Below are 18,592 nucleotides of genomic sequence, written 5' to 3'. Positions count from 1 at the left end.
CTTATCGACTGTTAATTTTTAAAGAACTTATTCGGTACTGCGTTTCGCGTCGATCGTTTTGTCTGCCGCGAAGAAGAAAGAGTATGAAGCGTTTAGCTTGTTTCGTCAACCTTCTTTTTTCTCGCTTCACTTAACATTTACATGTGTTGTTCTGCGAGGGGGCGAATTATAGGCTGGCCTGCGCGGGGCTGGCAAGGACTTTTTAGGGGCTGGCATTCCCCTTGCATATTCCCCATCCAGCAACAGCTTGCAGCCATGCTTTTGCTCCCTTTCTGCACAGGTGCTACATTATTGAACACCCTGTTCAGGTACAGAGAGCCGCGCCATAGAGTAGCGGCCGAAACGAGACGAAGAGAACGCCATGCCATCTGCTACAGATCTGAACAGTTCTACGGCCGCTTCCGCCTGGGCCGACAATATGCCGCTGATTATCGAGACGTCGCACCAGCGCTCGCAGCGCTACGGATTGCGGCCCGAGTCCCCCGCCGACTACGGCCCCCTCGCCCGCAGCGAACTGTCGCTCCTGATAGAACGCAATCGCCTGCTGCACGCCCATGCGGTGCCGGCCATGGAAACGCTGTACCAGCAAATCGTCAACACGCACAATATGGTGATCCTGACCGATTCCACCGGCGTCATCGTCCATACCCTGGGCGACGACGACTTCCTGGAAAAAGCCAACCGCGTGGCGCTGCAGCCAGGCGTGGCCTGGTCCGAGGCCAGCAAGGGCACCAATGCGATCGGCACCGCGATTGCCGAGAAATCGCCGGCGCTGGTGCATGCCGACCAACATTACCTGTCCGCCAACCACTTCCTTACCTGCTCGGCCGCACCGATTACCGACCACCTGGGCAATGTAGTCGGTGTGCTCGACGTATCGGGCGACCAGCGCAGCTTCCACAAGCACACCATGGCGCTGGTGCGCATGTCGGCGCTGATGATCGAGAACCAGCTGTTCGCAGCCACCTTCGAGGATGCGATCACCCTGCACTTCCACACGCGGCCGGAATTTATCGGCACGCTGATGGAAGGTATCGCCTCGTTCAGCCCCGGCGGGCGCTTCCTGGCCGCGAATCGCAACGGCCTGTTCCAGCTCGGGTTGCCGTTCACCGCACTGCAATCGCATACCTTCAGTTCCCTGTTCGGATTGCCCGTATCGGCGCTGTACGACCATTACCGCACCGCCGCCCCCGGCCTGCTCAACCTGTGCATGCACAACGGCGTGCGCGTGTACGGCCGCGCGCAGCTACGGCTGGCCAACGGCGCGCTGCGGCAGTCGCTGACCGACGAACACCCATCCATCGCCAATACGCCGCAACCGGCCGCTATCTCCAGCCAGGCGGCAGCGCACAACCGCCGCCTGTCCGGCCTGCGCTACCTGCGTACCGGCGATCCGCAGCTGGAGCTGGTGCTCGACAAGGTCACGCGCGTACTGGGGCGCGACATTCCGATCATGATCATGGGCGAAACCGGCACCGGCAAGGAACTGCTGGCGCAAGCGATCCACAACGATTCGCCGCGCGCCATGAGTCCTTTCGTGGCGGTAAACTGCGCGTCGATCCCGGAAACGCTGATCGAGTCGGAACTGTTCGGCTACGAAGACGGCGCCTTCACCGGCGCGCGCAAGAAAGGCGCGGTCGGCAAGATCCTGCAAGCGAATGGCGGCACCCTGTTCCTCGACGAGATCGGCGACATGCCATTCAGCCTGCAGGCGCGCCTGCTGCGCGTGCTGCAGGAACGGATGGTCACGCCGCTGGGCAGCGACAAGTCGATCCCCGTCAACGTGGAGCTGATCTGCGCCACCAATCACAACCTGCGCGAACGCATGGCCCGGGGCCAGTTCCGCGAAGACCTGTATTACCGCCTCAATGGGCTGGTGGTGAAACTGCCGCCGCTGCGCGAGCGCACCGACCTCGAAACCGTGGTGAAGAAAATCCTGGCCACGGAATCGGACGGCGGCCGCTACCAGGTGTCGGCCGAAATTCTCACGCTGTTCCGCCAGCACCGCTGGCCCGGCAATTTCCGCCAGCTGACCAACCTGCTGCGCACTGCCATCGTGATGGCTGGCGACGAAACCGACATCGGCCTGCGCCACATGCCCGACGACTTTCTCGACGATATCACCCACGACCAGCCGCTCCACCAGGAAGCAAACACCGAACGAATGCTGGCGCAAGGCGCCAACCTGGAGGAGATGGAGCAGTCGGTGATCCTCAAGTCGCTCGAAGCGCATGGCGGCAATGTCTCGGCCACCGCGCGCGCGCTGGGCGTTTCGCGCAATACCATTTATCGCAAGCTGCCGCACCTGAAGCATTGAACCCTCAGCGTGGCCGCTCATGCCGCTTCCGGCGGAAAGCCGGCCGAACGCCAGGCGCGGCCGGCCTTGTCGATCGCCAGCAGGTCCACGCCTGGCAGGCGCGCGGCCAGCGCCATCGCTTTATCCGCGCCCAGCACCATGCACGCGGTGGAGAGCCCATCGGCCAGCATCGCGCTGTGGGCCAGCACCGTTACACTGGCCAGCTGCGGCGGCGAGTCGCCCGCCTTGGGGTCGAAGATATGGTGGTGCAGGTAGTCTGGCGTAAACGCCATTTCGTAATCGCCCGACGTGGCCATCGAGCGGCCATCGAGGCGCAAGGTGGCGGCCAGCGCCTGCGGGTCGCGCGGCGCGCGCACGCCCAGGGTCCAGGGCTGGCCGTGCTTGCGGCCACGGGCGGCGAATTCTCCCGTATCGAGCAACGCATGCTCGATACCGTGCGCGCGCACCGCCGCCAGCGCCAAGTCGGCCGCATAGCCCTGCGCGAGGCCGTTGAGGGTGATCGCCATGCCGGGCCGCGCCAGCTCGATGCGGTCCATGCTGGACTTGACTCCGCGCCAGTCCACCAGCGCCAGCGCCCGGTCCTGTTGCTGCGCATCGGGCAGCGTGCCGCGTGCCGCCGCCACACTGTATGCATGCCACAACGGTTGGACGCTGATGTCGAACGCGCCATCGGTCAGCAGCGACAAGCCGCGCGCCTGTTCCAGCACCGCCAGCAGTTGCGGATCAGGCTGGTGCAGCACGCCATCGCGGTTCAGCCGGAATACCTGGCTGTCGGCGTGATAAATGCTCATCAGGCGATCGACCTGCTGCGCCGCGCCCAGTGCTGCATTGATCGCGCGCCGCGCCAGTTTTTCGTCGGCATGGACCACGGCGATATTAATGATGGTGCCAAACGCAAGCGCCGTGCCGGTATGCAGGCGGCCGCCCGCCGACCAGGCGCAGGCAACGCTGGAACCGATGGCGCCGAGCGCGCTGGCAAGAAAAGTACGACGCTTCATGAGGAAACTCCGGTAGCGGGATGTATCGGGATGCTGCGTGCGCGCTTGCGCGCCAGCAGGCGCGGTGCGCATTTGTCGTCGCTTTCGTGGATCACCACGCACTCCATGCACTGGAAGCACTCCGCGTACACCACCGCGCCATCGGGCTTGATGGCCTGGTAGTCGCAGCGGTGGCGGCAGGTCTGGCACGGCGTGCCGCATTCGGCGCGGCGCGGCAGCCAGTTCCACAGCCGGAAGCGCCCCAGCACCGCCAGCGTGGCGCCCAGTGGGCACAGGTAGCGGCAAAAGAATTTGTTGACGAATGCGCTCACCGCCAGCAGCGCCACCGCGTACAGCACATATGGCCAGTGGCGCACGAAATTGAGCGTTATGGCGGTCTTGAACGGTTCCAGTTCCACCACGGCGTCAATGGCAGCGTTGACTTGCTGCGCCGTCCAGCCAACGCTGCTCAATCCCGGCACGCCATCGCAACAACATGCCGCTACCCGGCACGTCTCGACATGGGCGATCAGGAACCCGCCCAGCACCGCCGCGCCGATGACCAGCGCCAGCAACAGGTACTTGAGGCGCTTGAGACGCGCGTCAACTGTTGCGCTGAACCGCACCTGGGGAAGCCGCACCAGGCGCGCCAGCTTGCCGGTCATTTCCTGCAGCGCGCCGAAAGGACACAGCCAGCCGCAAAAGGTCCCGCGCCCCCACACCAGCAGCGATACCAGCACGAAGGCCCACAGCACCACCGTCATCGGATCGAACAGCAGGAACTCCAGGCTGCGCCCCGCCACCAGCGCCTGCGCCGCGCCGGTGAGATTGACGATGGACAGCTGCGCCTGCGCGTAATAACCAATGAATCCCACCGTGAACAGCAGGTACACGCGGCGAAACCAGGCAAAGCGCCGGCCGTTGGCGCTGAGCCGGCGCGGCAGCGACAGCGCGACCGCCAGCACAGCCAGGCCCGCTGCCAGCACCAGCAGGTCGATGCGGCGCTCGCGCCAGGCCGCATACCACGCGACCGGCTTGACCGGTGCCGCGATGAGAAAGCGCGGCGGCACGCGGTAGTCCAGCGCCAGCTCGCGCGTAATGCGCTCCGGGTAGAACTGGCCCTTGCTGCGCACGACCGGCAGCGTGAAGTCCAGCGCCGCGCCGGGGTCGAGGCCCGCTTCGCTGTTGATGCGAAATACCGTCAGGTCGGCGTCAGGCGGCAGCGCCGATCCGGGTTGCAGCTTCAGATCGAGATCGAGGTCGCGCATGTCGATCGGCAGCTGGTGCTGGCGCAGCAGCAGCCGGTCCGGGATGCCGCCACGGACAAACTCCGCACCCGGCACGCGATGGCGTCCGGCCGACATCACCAGCACGGCCGATTCTCCGGCCGCGATCCACGGTTGCAGCTTGCGCCTGCTCTCCTCCGTCAGCAGGCTGTGCGCCACCGACGGCACCGACACCAGCGCCAGGTACAGATCGATGAATGCATCCTGGGGTCGGTCCAGCGCATCCTGGTCCAGGCGGGCGCCGTCGCTGTGGGCATACAGCTTTTCGATGTCGCCGTTGGTCACGCGCAGGTGGCGCACCAGGCCACTATCGAGCAAGTGGCGGAGTGTCATGGCTTCGCGCAGGTCTGGCCGCACGCGGGCGATGCGGCTGGCGTCGCTGCCGGCGCCAAAACCCAGCTTCTTGCGCGCCACTTGCAAAGCCGCGCCCAGCAGGCTCTCGTTGATGATGCGTACCGAAACCGTGGCCTTGGAAATGCCGTCCAGGTAGGCGCGTGCGGCATCGGGATTGCGCGCGGACCGCGCCCCGGTCTCGATGGTGATGCTCTGCCTGAGCGATACGCCCTGGTACTGGTGCACGTACTCCAGCAAGGGCGCTTCACCGAGCCCGTACTGGAATACCGGCTCGTGCTGCGACAGCACCTCCACGCCGATAAACTTCCCGGCCGGATCGATTGCCACCAGCAGGTTCACCGGCACGCCCGAAAAGCCGGGAATCGGCGCCAGGTCTGCCGATTCGAACACATAGCCAGCCAGCGCGCCGCCGGTTGCCTGCTGGCTGAATAGCGGCCACACGGGCAGCTCGGCGTCGCGCTCGCCCACCGTCAGCGGCGCGGGCACGCGGCGCGCCAGTTCGTCGCGCGTCAACACGCCCGCGTGCGATGGTGAGGCGCCAAGCGCCAACAAACAAACGACCGCGCCGGCGCCCAGCCACAGCGCCATGGACAGCACGCGCAGGCAGCGCGCGTGCAGCGTAGGCAAATGCGCGTTCATCGGTATCAGAAGAAGATGATGCCGCCGACCGAACCGCCATTGAGCTTCACCTCTGCGCCATTAAAACCCTTGGAGCGGGTTTGGCCCACTTCGCCCACCAGCGTAATGGCGTGGGTCAATGTGTAGTACGCGCCGAGCGTGAGGTTGGCATTCGACTTCAGGCCGCCGGTGCCGGCGGTATTGTCGCGATTGCGGCTGATGCCGTAACCGAGGCCCAGCTTCAGCTTTTGGTTCGGCTTGAAGGTGCCCTGGACGAAGGCGGCGCGGGTGCGCACATTGCCCTGGTCGGCATCGGACAGGATGCCCAGCCCCTTGCCGCTCTGGATGTTGGCGATCACGCCCACGGCGCCCTGCTGGTACGAGGCGCCCAGTTCCACGCCGGTCATGGTGAAGTCTTCGACGCCGGTGGCAATCGCTTCGAATTGTTGCGACTTGGCGCCGAGCCAGGTCTTGAAGCCGGCCGCCGCGTAGCTGACCTGCGCCTGCACCTGCGGACTCGATTTGGACGAGTACACGGGCGCGGCGACGATCGGCGTATCGGCCACGGGACTGACCAGCGCCACGTCGAAGCCGATGCCGGACGCCGACTTCGGTGCGGTGTACGCGATCTGGCCGTAGTAACCGACGTAGCTGTAGCCGGCCCCGATATGACCGAGCGTGACGCGGCCGCGCTGCGTGGCCTGCACCGGTGCGCCGGCGCCGATCAAGGTCATGTCGCCGAAGATGGCGCCGGTGCCGAAGATGCCGTTGTCGCGACCGAGCTTGATGGTGCCCATGCGGTCGTTACCGAACGAGAAATACGCCTGGCGCACATCGACACCGCTGTTGGCGGAGATGGCGCTGTCGGTAGCGGTGGCGTTGTACATGCCGATCAGCGCATTGACGTCGTAATCGCCCTGGCGCGACGTGGCCGATGTCACCAGGCCATTGGGCAGCAGGCCGTTGCCGATCGTGGTGCGGTTGGTTTCACCGCCGCAGCCCAGCGCTTTGCCGGCCAGCGCCAGCCCGCCCACGGCATTGCCATTGCCATCACCGCTGCACGACACCTGGGTGTAATACGCGTTGACCATGCCGCCGACCGACAGGTTCCAGTCGCCGGCTTTGAAATCGACCGCTTGTGCGGCAGGGATTGCGGCTGCGGCCAGCGCGCCCACCATGATTGCCTTTTTCATCGCTCATCTCCATAGCTTGTTTTTTTATCGGGTAGAACATCGCGCGTGATGTCCATCCGATCATGGCAATTTGCATGCCCGGCTCATGTCAGAGGAAGGAGGTGTGAGCGGTGCGCCGTATCGGATCAGCGCCGCTGCGCCGGCTGTTCAGAATTGGATCGCCGCGCGACAAAGCGAACGCACAAAAAAAAAGCCGACGGCAACAGCCGTCAGCTCAAAGTCCTGTCCGGGCTGACGCGGAGACGTGGCCAGCGTGATCGGAACCAGGAGACGCTAAAAAAACTGACTACTCCACTACCGCACCGGCGCAGATGGATGCTGCAACTGCGCCAGCTCGTCGTCGGTGAACAGGCGCGACCTGGTGAGGAAGCGGCGCCCGGTGCCGTTATCGAGCGAGAACATGCCGCCATTGCCATCGACGACGTCGATGATCAACTGCGTATGCTCCCAGTACGCGAACTGCTCGATTCCCATGTAGAACGGCGTGCCATCGAGGTTGCCGAGGTAGACGTCGCTGTCGGACACCGAGAACTCGCCGGCCGCGTAGCACATCGGCGCGCTGCCGTCGCAGCACCCGCCCGACTGGAAGAACATCAGCGGGCCATGCCGTGCACGCAGCGTGGCCAGCATGTCGATGGCGGCCGGGGTGGCCGTTACCCGTTCGATGGCGTGGCTCATCGCAGATCCTTAGAAGAAGCCGAGTGCGTTCGGGCTGTAGGACACCAGCAGGTTCTTGGTCTGCTGGTAGTGATCGAGCATCATCTTGTGGTTTTCGCGGCCGATGCCCGACTGCTTGTAGCCGCCGAACGCGGCGTGGGCCGGATACAGGTGGTAGCAATTGGTCCACACCCGGCCGGCCTGGATGGCGCGGCCCACGCGGAATGCGCGCGAACCGTCGCGGGTCCAAAGGCCGGCGCCAAGACCGTACAAGGTATCGTTGGCGATGCGCAGTGCGTCTTCCTCGTCCTTGAACGTGGTGACCGACACCACCGGTCCGAAAATCTCTTCCTGGAAGATGCGCATGCTGTTGTCGCCCTTGAACACGGTGGGCAGCACGTAATAGCCGCTTTCCAGGTCGCCGCCCTGTACATTGCGCTCGCCGCCGGCCAGGATTTGCGCGCCGTCCTGCTTGCCGATGTCGATGTACGACAGGATTTTTTCCAGCTGCTCCTGCGATGCCTGGGCGCCGAGCATGGTGCCGGCGTCGAGCGGGTTGCCCTGCTTGATGGCGGCCACGCGGGCCAGTGCACGCTCGATGAATTTTTCGTAAATCGATTCCTGGATCAGCACGCGCGACGGGCATGTGCACACTTCGCCCTGGTTCAGCGCGAACATGGCAAAGCCTTCCAGGCACTTGTCGAAGAATGCGTCGTCGGCATCCATCACGTCGGCAAAAAAGATGTTGGGCGATTTGCCGCCCAGTTCCAGCGTGACGGGAATCAGGTTTTGCGCCGCGTATTGCATGATCAGGCGGCCGGTGCCGGTTTCGCCGGTGAACGCGATCTTGGCGATGCGTTTATTCGATGCCAGCGGCTTGCCCGCTTCCAGGCCGAAGCCGTTGACGATGTTCAGCACGCCGGGTGGCAGCAGGTCGCCGATCAGTTCGATCAGCACCATGATCGACGCCGGGGTTTGTTCGGCCGGTTTCAGTACCACGCAATTGCCGGCGGCCAGTGCCGGCGCCAGCTTCCACACCGCCATCAGGATCGGGAAATTCCACGGAATGATCTGGCCGACCACGCCCAGCGGTTCGTGGAAGTGGTAAGCGTAGGTGTCCGAGTCGATTTGCGCAACCGAGCCTTCCTGGGCACGGATGCAACCGGCGAAGTAGCGGAAGTGGTCGATGGCCAGCGGGATGTCGGCCGCCGTGGTTTCGCGGATCGGCTTGCCGTTGTCGATGGTTTCGGCGGTGGCGATCAGCGCCAGATTCGCTTCCATGCGGTCGGCGATTTTATTGAGGATATTGGCGCGCTCGGTTTGCGAGGTTTTGCCCCAGGCAACCTTGGCGGCATGGGCGGCGTCCAGCGCCAGCTCCACGTCCTCGGCGGTGGAGCGCGCCACTTCGCAAAATACTTGGCCGGTGATGGGCGTGATGTTGCCGAAGTACTCACCCTTGACCGGCGCCACGAACTTGCCGCCGATGTAGTTATCGTAGCGTTGTTTGAAAGGATTGGCTACGCCCAGTTTGCTGATGTCTGCCAGATTCATGTCGTCCTCTTTCTCGTTGGATTACATCTATAAATGCGGAATCTACCGCCCTGCCTTCATTTCGCAAATGCCGTGCCAGCCGCTAAAGCCGCTGCCAGCGCAGCGCCCGGGCCGCCGCTGCGTCAAATGGGATCAGCCCCGGGTTGGCGGTGCGGCACAACTGTTCCATTCCTGAACACTGCAGTGTGAATGCAGTGGTCAGCCGTCGATGGCATACCGATTGCTATCGCTGTCTGCCACGCACTATGCGATCAACCGAATCGATCAACAACATGGAGACTACGATGACAACTACCCGCACCCATATCTGGCGCATCCTCGGTGGCCTGGGCGGCATGGCAACTTGCATGCTGGCTGCTGCCGTGTATGCCCACGGCAATATGACGCCGCAAGCAGTCGATACATCCACCCTGCCACAACTGGGCGCCGAGTGGCGCACGGAAAACCCGTATCGGAACAACACCGAAGCGATCCGCATCGGCAGCGCCGCGTACACGCAAAACTGCGCGCGCTGCCACGGGCTGGAGGCGGTGTCGGGCGGCATGGCGCCGGACTTGCGCAAGCTCGACAACGACTGCGCGGTGCTGGCCGATGCCAAGAAAAAGGATGCTTGCGCGCAGGAGATCGACCAGTACGTGCTGGAGACGGTGCGCCACGGTCGCTCGCGCAATGGCGCCGTCTACATGCCGCCGTTCGAGGGCGTTTTCACGCAAGAGGCAATCTGGGCGGTGAAGGCTTACCTGGAATCGCAGCGCGAACAAAAGCTGTAATTGCAGTGATTACAGAAGCAAGGGCGCTGCCGCGGCAGCGCCTTTTTTATTGAAGGGTTACCCAGGCGCCTTGGCCCACGCCACGCACCAGCCGGGCGCCGCGATCTGCTTGCGGCCGAACATCGCGCAGCCGGCCCACGGGTCGCCCTTCTTGCCCTGGAAGAAGGAACAGTTGTCGCAGCGCTGGGCCGGCACGTGTTGCGGATATTTTTTGCCATCGACCTTGGTCGTGTCGTGGCGGTAGCCGAGCGCCTTGGCCTGGTCGCTGTCCTCGTCCACCTTCGACGCCGAGGTTTGTGCGCCGGCCAGCGCGGTGGCGCCCATGCCGCCGACGGCAAGCAATTGGCAAATGAAATGGCGGCGTGGTGATGATTGCATGGTGGTCTCCTTGTGGTTGGGGGGGCGAAGGCACATGGCGGCCTTCTGCGTGCTATTCAGCAACCGCTGTGCCAGCGGCAATTCCCGGTGCCACCGATGCCCGTTGTTCAAAAATGTCACAGCCACGCGCAGCGGCTGTGGCAGGACAGCGCAGCACCGCCCGATGTAACGGCAGCAGCGCCCCGCTCATCACGCTGGCACGCATGTTGCTGAATTGACCGTAGCGATCCGTCGCGCCACCTCACCACAAAATCTATAAGGGAGACCAGCATGCAGCCAGTATTTCCACGTCCAGTCGCCGTCGCCATCCTTGTCCTGATCGCCGCAGGTGCCCATACGGCCAACGCCGCCGACACCAAGGTGACCTGGGACGATATTGCCAATGCCGACCAGGGCACCAAGCAAGTGCTCAGCTACGGCCTGGGCCTGAAAGCGCAGCGCCACAGCCTGGCCAAGCGCATCAATACGAAGAACGTCGACCAGATCGTGCCGGCCTGGACCTTCTCGTTCGGTGGTGAAAAGCAGCGCGGCCAGGAAGCGCAGGCACTGGTACACGACGGCATCATCTACGTGACGGCGTCGTACTCGCGCATCTATGCGCTCGACGCCAAGACCGGCCACCAGCTGTGGGCCTACGAACACCGGCTGCCCGACGATATCCGCCCATGCTGCGACGTGGTCAATCGCGGCCCGGCGATCTACGGCGACAAGGTGTACTTCGGCACGCTCGATGCGCGCATCGTCGCGCTCAACAAGAACACCGGCAAGGTGGTGTGGAACGAAAAATTCGGCGACCAGAAACTCGGCTACACGATGACCGGTGCGCCATTCATCATCCGCGAAAAAGGCGGCCGCGTACTGCTCATCCACGGCAACTCGGGCGATGAATTCGGCGCCCAGGGCTGGTTGTTCGCACGCGACCCGGACACCGGCGCCGAGGTATGGGCCCGTCCGCTGGTGGAAGGCCACGTGGGCCGCGCCGACGGCAAACCCGGCACGCCCACCGGCGACGCCAACGCCCCAAGCTGGCCGCGCGACAAGGACGGCAAGCTGCGCGACGCCTGGGAACACGGCGGCGGCGCACCATGGCAAACGGCGTCGTTCGATCCCGAAACCAACACCATCATCATCGGCGCCGGCAACCCGGCGCCATGGAACACCTGGGAGCGCACCAAGGAGGGCGACGACCCGCGCAACTGGGACAGCCTGTTTACGTCCGGCCAGGCGTATGTCGATGCCAGCACAGGCGAGCTGAAAGGCTTTTACCAGCATACGCCGAACGATGCCTGGGACTTCTCGGGCAATAACTCGGTGGTGCTGTTCGACTACAAGGACGCCAAAACCGGCAAGTTGATCAAGGCCAGCGCGCACGCCGACCGCAACGGCTTCTTCTACGTAACCGACCGGACCAAGCTGGCCACCGGCGCCGGCTATCCGAACAAGCCGACGTCGCTGATCAACGCGTGGCCGTTCGTGGACGGCATCAACTGGGCCAAAAGCATCGACCTGAAAACCGGGCGGCCGGTGGAAAACGGCAAGCGCCCGCCATTGCCGGAAAAAGGCGCCGACAAGGGAAAGGCCGTGTTCGTGTCACCGCCATTCCTGGGCGGCACCAACTGGATGCCGATGTCGTACTCGCCCGATACCGGCCTGTTCTACATCCCCGCCAACCACTGGGGCATGGATTACTGGACCGAGCAAATCCACTACAAGGCCGGCTCCGCTTATCTGGGCCAGGGCTTCCGTATCAAGCGCCTGTATGACGACCACATCGGCACCCTGCGCGCGATCGATCCGAAGACCGGCAAGATCGTCTGGGAAAACAAGGAAAAATTCCCGCTGTGGGGCGGCACGCTCACCACGGCTGGCGGCTTGCTGATCACCGGCACCTCGGACGGCTACGTCAAAGCGTTCGACGCCAAGACCGGCAAGGAACTGTGGAAATACCAGACCGGTTCCGGCGTGGTGTCGGTGCCGATCACCTGGGAAATCGATGGCGAGCAATACATCGGCCTGTCCAGCGGCTACGGCGGCGCGGTGCCGCTGTGGGGCGGCGACATGGCGGAGCTGACCAAGCAGGTCACGCAAGGCGGCAGCTACTGGGTGTTCAAGCTGCCGAAAGCGCCGTCGGCCAAAGTGGCGAGCAAGTAATGACGACGCTGCCGCACCGGGTGGCAGGCGCGCCGAATGCCACCCATGGCCATGCCAAGGGCATAAGCGTAGGTGCGGGCATGGGCCCGCGCCTGACGGCGGCGCTATGGACGACCATGCTGGCTACGCTGTGCCTGGCGTTGCCGGCCGCAGCGCAGGTCGTCAACGGCGAAGCGGCGCCCGAGGTTGTCGTCATCAACGGTTGTCACCTGTGGCCGTATGCACAGTGTGCAAATGCCGACCTGCGCGGCGCCAACCTGGTGGGCAAGGATTTGCACGGCGCCGACTTGCGCGGCGCCCGCCTGATGCGCGCCAACCTGCGCAGCGCCAACCTGGCCGGTGCCCTGCTCGATGGCGCCGACCTCACCGGTGCCATGGCATACTCGCTCAATGCCCCGGGCGCGTCGTTCCGCCAGGCGGTGCTGGCCGGCATCAACCTCGAAACCAGCCGGTTGATGCGCGCCGACATGGAAGGCGCCGACTTGCGCGGCGCCAGCCTGGAGGCGGCGCGCCTGAACCTGGCCAATCTCGACGGCGCAGTGCTGGTCGATGCCGACCTGCAGGAAGCCAAGTTCTGGGGCAGCAACCTCAAAAATGCCAACCTGGAGCGCGCCATCCTGCGCTTCACCATTTTCCCCGACGCCAACCTGGAGGGCTGCAAAGGCTGCCCCACCGACTGGTAACACCGGAGCCCGCCATGCACCGTTTATTGATACTTCCGCTGCTGCTGGCGGCGCTGTCCGCGCACGCAGACGGCAACCCGTCGCGCGGCGATGCCAGCGCCATCGCACTGGGCGGCCAGGTCTACCAGGCCAACTGCGCACGCTGTCACGGCGAGCAAGCCTCGCAACCGTCGGCCGAGGCGCCGGACCTGCGCCGCCTGAACAGCTTTTGCCAACAACTCAAGTCCACCGCACTGCAGGCCCGTTGCCTGCAGGATGTGGATGGCTACTTTATGATGGCGGTAAATTCGGGCAAGGTTCGCGCCGGCATCATCTACATGCCACCGTGGCGCGACGTGCTGACGACGCAGGAAATCTGGGCCGTGCGCAGCTTTATCGAAACCCGCCCGCTGGCGGCGCCGCGCCTCAACACCAGTGTCGACACCGAGCACCAACAACATCCGCAACACTAGCCATCCTGGAGCGCATATGCAGCAGTACCCTGTTCGTTGGAACGTCATCGCCGCGCTGATCGCGCTGGGCGGCGCCACCACTTTCGCCGCCGCCGCAACCACTGCGGAAGAACCGGCGCCGCTGCCGATTGCCGATGTCGTCGTGGTGAGCGCCACCCGCGTGGGCCACACCGTGTTCGACATGCCGGCCTCGATCGACGTCATCGACGCCAGCCGCATCCAGCAAAGCCAGCCACGCGTGAACGCGAGCGAAGCATTGGCTGCCGTGCCGGGGCTGGTGGCGCAGAATCGCCAGAACTATGCGCAGGACTTGCAGATCTCGTCGCGCGGCTTCGGCGCCCGGTCCACCTTCGGCGTGCGCGGCGTGCGCCTGATCGCCGACGGCATCCCGGCCAGCATGCCCGACGGCCAGGGCCAGGCCGCCACCTTCAACCTCGACATGGCCGAACGCATCGAAGTGCTGCGCGGGCCATTTTCGGCCATCTACGGCAACCACTCGGGCGGCGTGATCCAGCTGTTTACGCGCGACGGCGAAGGCGCGCCTACCATCGAAACCAGCGTCAGTGCCGGCAGCTACGGAAGCCGCAAGGCAGATGTGAATGCCCAGGGCAAGCAAGGCACGGTGGGCTATGTGCTCGACGCGTCGCGCTTCGAGACCGACGGCTACCGCGCCCACAGCGCCGCCACCCGCGAACAGGCATTCGCCAAGCTCACCCTGGCGCCGCTGCAGGACGCCAAGCTGACCATCGTCGCCAACGGCCTGCGCCAGAAGGACACGCAAGATCCGCTGGGCGTGTCGTGGGCCACGTACCAGCGCGATCCGCGCGCCGGCGAGACCGATGCGTCCGACACCCAAACACCGAAACGCACGCTGGCCGATCGCTACGACACCCGCAAAAGCATCGATCACCAGCAAATCGGCGCCAACTGGGAACAGCAATTCGGCGACGACCGCCTGCGCGTGATGGTCTATGGCGGCAACCGCCAGGTAATCCAGTACCAGTCGTTCTCGCGCGCGTTCCAGGCCCCCGCCACGCACTCGGGCGGCGTGATCGACTTCGACCGCGATTTCTACGGCGCCGACGTCAACTGGACCCATGTCAGTCAGCTGGGCGGCGGCACATTGAGCACCACGTTCGGCGTGGAATATGGCCGCTCCAGCGACGACCGCAAGGGCTACGAGAACTACATCGGCACCCAGTTCGGCGTAAAAGGCGCGCTGCGCCGCGACGAGCAGGATGTGGTATCGAATCTCGACCCGTACGTGCAGACAGAATGGCAGGCGGGCGACTGGATGCTGAGCGCAGGCGTGCGCCGCAGCACCGTCAAAGTCTCGGTCGATGACCGCTTTGCCAGCAACGGCATCGACAGCGGCAACCTCGAATTCAGTCACACCACACCGGTGCTGGGCGTGTTGTACCGGGTCTCACCGATGGTCAATGTGTACGCCAGCGCCGCGCGCGGTTTCGAAACACCGACACTCAACGAACTGTTTTACTCCAGCGCGGGCGGCTTCAACTTCGGCCTGAAGCCGGCGCAGAGCACGCACCTGGAAACCGGCATCAAGACCAAACTGGACCAGCGCACCAGCCTGAATGCCGCCGTCTTCCAGGCGCGCACCAGCGACGAAGTGGTGGTGGACAGCAGCGGCGGCGGCCGTACCAGCTACCGCAACGCCAGCAAGACGCTGCGGCGGGGACTCGAAGTATCGCTCGACTCAGCGTGGCAGTCCGGCCTGAGTACCCGCGTGGCGCTCACCGCATTGCGCGCTACGTACGACCAGGCCTTCGGCGCCGTACCGGAAGGCAGCCGCCTGCCCGGCGTACCGAAAGCCAATGCGTATGCCGAGCTGGCGTGGAAGGACAGCGCCGACCGCTTTGGCGCCGCCCTGGAAGGCATCGCCACCAGCAAGATTTTCGCGGACGACGCCAACGCCGACCAGGCCGCACCCGGCTACGGCATCGTCAACGCGCGCGTGAGCGCCAACCAGCAGTGGAACGGCTGGCGCTTCAAACAGTTCGCGCGCCTGAACAACCTGCTCGACAAAAACTATGTCGGTTCGGTGATCGTGGGCGATACCAATAAACGCTATTACGAGGCGGCGCCGCAGCGCAACTGGCTGCTGGGCGTGAGCGCGGCGTACCAGTTTTAAGACCGCACCGGAGAAGTTAAAAAAAGAGTAACCTTGGGCATACCGTAATTTCAGGAATGCCCATGAATCTCCGCGTTGCGATACTTGCCCTGGCCGACCGCCACAACCTGACGCCCGATGCCGGCCGTCGGCTCAAACAACTGGCCGCCCTCGATGCGCCGCCGCCATCGCTGCTGCGCTACCTGCCGTTCGGCATGGCGGTACTGGCAGCAATACTGGCTGGATTGGGCATCGTATTCTGGGTGGCCGCCAATTGGGAAGCGTTGCCGCGCACTGCGCGCTTTGCCCTGCTTGAAGCGACCGTGTTGGTCACCTTGCTGGGCGCGTGGCGCGTGGCGGCCGCCCGCATTCCTTTTGCCCTGCTCGGCTTTATCGCCTGCGGCGGCCTGTTCGCGTATTTCGGCCAGACGTACCAGACCGGCGCCGATCCCTGGCAATTGTTTGCGCTGTGGGCCGCGTTGACATTGCCGCTGTGCCTGGCCGTGCGACATGACGTGCTATGGGTGGCGTGGGTAGTAGTGGCGCTCACCGCCGCCCAGTTGTTGGCGCAGGTGCGCAGCAACGGCTGGTGGTGGAATACCGAGATCTCGCTGGCCGACAGCCTCGGTTCCTGGGTACCGGCCATGGCGCTGGCGTTCTTCTTCAAGCTCGCGCCGTCCGCATGGACAGGCGCAGGGGCGTGGCCGGTGCGCTTGAGCATGATCTACGCCATCATCGGCCTGGCCACCATGTCGGTGCGCAGCCTGTTTTCCACCGGCGACAGCAGCTTTTACCCGGTCTCGCTGCTGATCATGGCAGGGCTTGCAATCACCTTCAGCCGGCGCGGCCTGTTCGATATTTTTGTGCTCAGCGCGCTGGGCCTGGGCGCCAACGTCCTGCTGGTGTGCGGCATGGCGCAACTGCTGCTGGGCGTGCGCAGCAACGAAATCGGCGCCCTGCTGCTGATCGGCTGCGTCTCCGCCGCCCTGCTGGCCGGCACCGTCAAACTGATCGTCCACCTGGCGCGCGTGCAACACGGGGAGCACATCGTATGAGCAAGCGCTTGCAACTCCTGATCGATACGGCAACCGCCCAAGGTATTCTCCCCCGCGACACCGCGCCCAAGGCAGCGGCACGGCCATGGCCGGTAGTGCTGATGACCGGACTCGGCGCCTGGCTCGCCGCTGTGCCGCTACTGGCCGTGTTGTTCATGCTCTTCGGCAGTGCGTTGGAAACCGGCGTGCTGTGCTATGTGTTTGGCGCCGGCTTCCTGTTCGGGGCCGTGCGCGTGCTGCGCTCGAACACGGTGTCACCGTTTGTCGAGCAGCTGGGATTGCCGGTGCTGCTGGTGGGTGGCATGCTGCTGGTGTTCGGGCTGTTGCGCGACATGCCATATATCGCCGCCGAAGGGTTGCTGCTGGTGATCGTGATCGGCACGGCGTGGCTGGTACCGCAGCACTGGTTGCGCGTGTTGTTCGGTGCGCTGGCCGGCGCGATTTTCATCGTGATGAACACGCCGCATCAAAGTTCCGGGCAATTCCACCTTTGGGCCGGTATCCAGTTGGCGTTGGTGCTGTGGCTGATCGCCGTCTTCCTTGCCGACAGCCATGCGCCGTCGCGCCGGCACGCACACACGATGATCGTGCTCGAGACCATGTCCAACGGCTGGATTTTGCTCACGCTGGCAGCACTGGCCTACGATTCCGGCTCGACCTTCCTGGCGCCGGCGGCGCTCGGCCATGTGCGCGACGCGGGGGCAACCGCCGATTCGTCGTATTCCATGGTCAAGGCACTGTCTGCCGTCATGGCAGTCGCGGGCGCCGGCTGGCTCGGCCATCGCTGGACGGTCTTGCGCGCGCCCCGTTATGCAGCGGCCGCCGCCATTCTTGCCATACTGTCCTGGCTGGTGCCAGGACTGGGGGCAGCACTGCTGGCACTGGCGGTCTGCGTGGGCAGCGGTCGTTGGCGGCTGGCGGTGGCCAGCGCGGTGGCAGCAGGATGGATCATCGGCACATTTTATTATCAGCTCGACGTGACGCTGGCCAGCAAGGCCGCGATCATGGTCGGCATGGGCGCGGCATTTGGCGTGATTGCGTGGCTTGGTCGCCCAGTCAGCCAGACAGTTAGCCAGTCCGCCGACGTGCCGCCCATTGCCGCGCCTGGCGTTGGATCGCCGGTATCGACCACCACGCGCCCCCAGCTGGCGGGCATAGTCGCCACGCTGTTGCTTACGCTGGTGGTGGCCAACGGGGCGATCTGGCAAAAGCAAGCACTGATCAGCAGCGGTCGCCCGATATTTATCGCCCTGGCGCCGGCCGATCCGCGTTCGCTGATGCAGGGCGACTACATGACGCTCAATTTCCAGTTGCCAGCCGTGGAGAATTTGCGAACCGCGCGCCGCGCACAAGTGATCGCCAAGGTCGATGAACGAGGCGTGGCCGTCATGCAGGGTCTGGCCACCGGCCAAGCGCTGGCAGCCGATCAAATCGTTATCGAGTTGCTGCAAACGGGCAGTGGTTTGCGGCCGGCCACCGATGCCTGGTATTTCAAGGAAGGGGAAGCGCAGCGCTGGAGCGGCGCCAAGTACGGGGAATTCAGGATCGACGACAAGGGACGCGCGCTGCTGGTCAATCTGCGCGGTGCGGATCTGGAGCCATTATAAAAAAGGCGGGCAAATGAAAAAAGCCCCACCAGCGTTGCGTGCTCGGTGGGGCTTTTAAGTATAACTAGCTTGACGATAACCTACTTTCACACTGGTTGCAGCACTATCATCGGCGCAAAGTCGTTTCACGGTCCTGTTCGGGATGGGAAGGGGTGGGACCGACTTGCTATGGTCATCAAGCATTGACCGGTACTACGGGCGTCGCGTCTTTTTCCGCGCCGCTTTAATAAATTGGGGGTGAAAAAGCCCCGCCTGGATCACCTTGGGATCAACACAACGGGGCTGTTTCTATATAACTAGCCTGACGATAACCTACTTTCACACTGGTTGCAGCACTATCATCGGCGCAAAGTCGTTTCACGGTCCTGTTCGGGATGGGAAGGGGTGGGACCGACTTGCTATGGTCATCAGG

14 protein-coding genes and 2 rRNA genes are annotated in these 18,592 nt (G+C 64.1%); 8 read left to right on the top strand and 8 right to left on the bottom strand.

Annotated features, from left to right (window positions below; genetic code table 11):
* Positions 1-361: 361 nt before the first annotated feature.
* On the top strand, positions 362-2,317 hold the full coding sequence (locus F8197_RS28045; RefSeq protein WP_227012458.1) for a sigma-54-dependent Fis family transcriptional regulator: 1,956 nt from the start codon (positions 362-364) through the stop codon (positions 2,315-2,317).
* Between the two features lie 17 nt (positions 2,318-2,334).
* Here F8197_RS28045 and F8197_RS28040 read toward each other — a convergent pair whose 3' ends face one another.
* The 5 genes from F8197_RS28040 to adh form a co-directional block, all read right to left on the bottom strand.
* A complete protein-coding gene (locus F8197_RS28040; RefSeq protein WP_193333591.1) occupies positions 2,335-3,315 on the bottom strand; it encodes an FAD:protein FMN transferase in 981 nt (326 codons plus the stop codon).
* Entirely contained in the window at positions 3,312-5,573 is a 2,262-nt protein-coding gene (locus F8197_RS28035; RefSeq protein ID WP_227012457.1) for a 4Fe-4S binding protein, read from the bottom strand. Before F8197_RS28035 ends, F8197_RS28040 begins: the two co-directional genes overlap by 4 nt.
* Positions 5,574-5,578: 5 nt before the next feature.
* Positions 5,579-6,745 (bottom strand): porin, encoded by a 1,167-nt coding sequence (locus F8197_RS28030; protein ID WP_227012456.1) that lies wholly within the window; start codon positions 6,743-6,745, stop codon positions 5,579-5,581.
* A gap of 294 nt (positions 6,746-7,039) precedes the next feature.
* Positions 7,040-7,423, bottom strand: a complete 384-nt coding sequence (locus F8197_RS28025; RefSeq protein WP_152885356.1) for a DUF779 domain-containing protein — start codon at positions 7,421-7,423, stop codon at positions 7,040-7,042.
* Positions 7,424-7,432: 9 nt separating this feature from the next.
* Positions 7,433-8,953 (bottom strand): aldehyde dehydrogenase, encoded by a 1,521-nt coding sequence (gene adh, locus F8197_RS28020; RefSeq protein ID WP_152885354.1) that lies wholly within the window; start codon positions 8,951-8,953, stop codon positions 7,433-7,435.
* A 284-nt stretch (positions 8,954-9,237) separates the two neighbouring features.
* On the opposite strand from adh, the gene pedF reads away from it, so the two are divergent.
* The gene (gene pedF / locus F8197_RS28015; RefSeq protein WP_152885352.1) at positions 9,238-9,723 is read left to right on the top strand and encodes a cytochrome c-550 PedF; all 486 of its coding nucleotides are present in this window, start codon (positions 9,238-9,240) and stop codon (positions 9,721-9,723) included.
* Between the two features lie 57 nt (positions 9,724-9,780).
* Here the strand turns inward: pedF and F8197_RS28010 are convergent, their stop codons facing one another.
* Positions 9,781-10,101 carry a high-potential iron-sulfur protein gene (locus F8197_RS28010; RefSeq protein ID WP_152885350.1) on the bottom strand — a complete coding sequence of 107 codons (321 nt, stop codon included), beginning with the start codon at positions 10,099-10,101 and terminating at the stop codon, positions 9,781-9,783.
* Between the two features lie 270 nt (positions 10,102-10,371).
* Between F8197_RS28010 and F8197_RS28005 the strand changes: the two genes are divergently transcribed.
* The 6 genes from F8197_RS28005 to F8197_RS27980 all read left to right on the top strand — a co-directional run bounded on the left by F8197_RS28005 (position 10,372) and on the right by F8197_RS27980 (position 18,180).
* Positions 10,372-12,252, top strand: a complete 1,881-nt coding sequence (locus tag F8197_RS28005; RefSeq protein ID WP_152885348.1) for a methanol/ethanol family PQQ-dependent dehydrogenase — start codon at positions 10,372-10,374, stop codon at positions 12,250-12,252.
* A complete protein-coding gene (locus tag F8197_RS28000) occupies positions 12,252-12,935 on the top strand; it encodes a pentapeptide repeat-containing protein (protein ID WP_227012455.1) in 684 nt (227 codons plus the stop codon). The genes F8197_RS28005 and F8197_RS28000 overlap by 1 nt, the downstream gene beginning before the upstream one ends.
* 14 nt (positions 12,936-12,949) lie before the next feature.
* Positions 12,950-13,387 (top strand): c-type cytochrome, encoded by a 438-nt coding sequence (locus F8197_RS27995; protein WP_152885346.1) that lies wholly within the window; start codon positions 12,950-12,952, stop codon positions 13,385-13,387.
* Between the two features lie 16 nt (positions 13,388-13,403).
* The gene (locus tag F8197_RS27990) at positions 13,404-15,539 is read left to right on the top strand and encodes a TonB-dependent receptor (protein WP_193333590.1); all 2,136 of its coding nucleotides are present in this window, start codon (positions 13,404-13,406) and stop codon (positions 15,537-15,539) included.
* A 62-nt stretch (positions 15,540-15,601) separates the two neighbouring features.
* Positions 15,602-16,573, top strand: coding sequence for a DUF2157 domain-containing protein (locus F8197_RS27985; RefSeq protein WP_152885344.1), 972 nt, complete (start codon positions 15,602-15,604; stop codon positions 16,571-16,573).
* Complete coding sequence (locus F8197_RS27980; RefSeq protein ID WP_152885342.1) at positions 16,570-18,180, top strand: GDYXXLXY domain-containing protein; 1,611 nt, start codon at positions 16,570-16,572, stop codon at positions 18,178-18,180. Before F8197_RS27985 ends, F8197_RS27980 begins: the two co-directional genes overlap by 4 nt.
* A gap of 67 nt (positions 18,181-18,247) precedes the next feature.
* Here F8197_RS27980 and rrf (F8197_RS27975) read toward each other — a convergent pair.
* A 5S ribosomal RNA gene (gene rrf / locus F8197_RS27975) occupies positions 18,248-18,360 on the bottom strand.
* Between the two features lie 119 nt (positions 18,361-18,479).
* A 5S ribosomal RNA gene (rrf, locus tag F8197_RS27970) occupies positions 18,480-18,592 on the bottom strand.

This window comes from Duganella sp. FT27W (assembly GCF_009295655.1).
Classification (GTDB): Bacteria; Pseudomonadota; Gammaproteobacteria; order Burkholderiales; family Burkholderiaceae_D; genus Rugamonas; species Rugamonas zoogloeoides.
Note: the sequence above shows the minus strand (reverse complement) of the source record. Positions and strands in the feature narration are given on the sequence as shown.

Excerpts from the sequence above, each read along its gene's own strand:
- F8197_RS28045 (WP_227012458.1), top strand. The coding sequence starts at position 362 with ATGCCATCTGCTACAGATCTGAACAGTTCTACGGCCGCTTCCGCCTGG.
- F8197_RS28040 (WP_193333591.1), bottom strand. The coding sequence starts at position 3,315 with ATGAAGCGTCGTACTTTTCTTGCCAGCGCGCTCGGCGCCATCGGTTCC.
- F8197_RS28035 (WP_227012457.1), bottom strand. The coding sequence starts at position 5,573 with ATGAACGCGCATTTGCCTACGCTGCACGCGCGCTGCCTGCGCGTGCTG.
- F8197_RS28030 (WP_227012456.1), bottom strand. The coding sequence starts at position 6,745 with ATGAAAAAGGCAATCATGGTGGGCGCGCTGGCCGCAGCCGCAATCCCT.
- F8197_RS28025 (WP_152885356.1), bottom strand. The coding sequence starts at position 7,423 with ATGAGCCACGCCATCGAACGGGTAACGGCCACCCCGGCCGCCATCGAC.
- adh (WP_152885354.1), bottom strand. The coding sequence starts at position 8,953 with ATGAATCTGGCAGACATCAGCAAACTGGGCGTAGCCAATCCTTTCAAA.
- pedF (WP_152885352.1), top strand. The coding sequence starts at position 9,238 with ATGACAACTACCCGCACCCATATCTGGCGCATCCTCGGTGGCCTGGGC.
- F8197_RS28010 (WP_152885350.1), bottom strand. The coding sequence starts at position 10,101 with ATGCAATCATCACCACGCCGCCATTTCATTTGCCAATTGCTTGCCGTC.
- F8197_RS28005 (WP_152885348.1), top strand. The coding sequence starts at position 10,372 with ATGCAGCCAGTATTTCCACGTCCAGTCGCCGTCGCCATCCTTGTCCTG.
- F8197_RS28000 (WP_227012455.1), top strand. The coding sequence starts at position 12,252 with ATGACGACGCTGCCGCACCGGGTGGCAGGCGCGCCGAATGCCACCCAT.
- F8197_RS27995 (WP_152885346.1), top strand. The coding sequence starts at position 12,950 with ATGCACCGTTTATTGATACTTCCGCTGCTGCTGGCGGCGCTGTCCGCG.
- F8197_RS27990 (WP_193333590.1), top strand. The coding sequence starts at position 13,404 with ATGCAGCAGTACCCTGTTCGTTGGAACGTCATCGCCGCGCTGATCGCG.
- F8197_RS27985 (WP_152885344.1), top strand. The coding sequence starts at position 15,602 with ATGAATCTCCGCGTTGCGATACTTGCCCTGGCCGACCGCCACAACCTG.
- F8197_RS27980 (WP_152885342.1), top strand. The coding sequence starts at position 16,570 with ATGAGCAAGCGCTTGCAACTCCTGATCGATACGGCAACCGCCCAAGGT.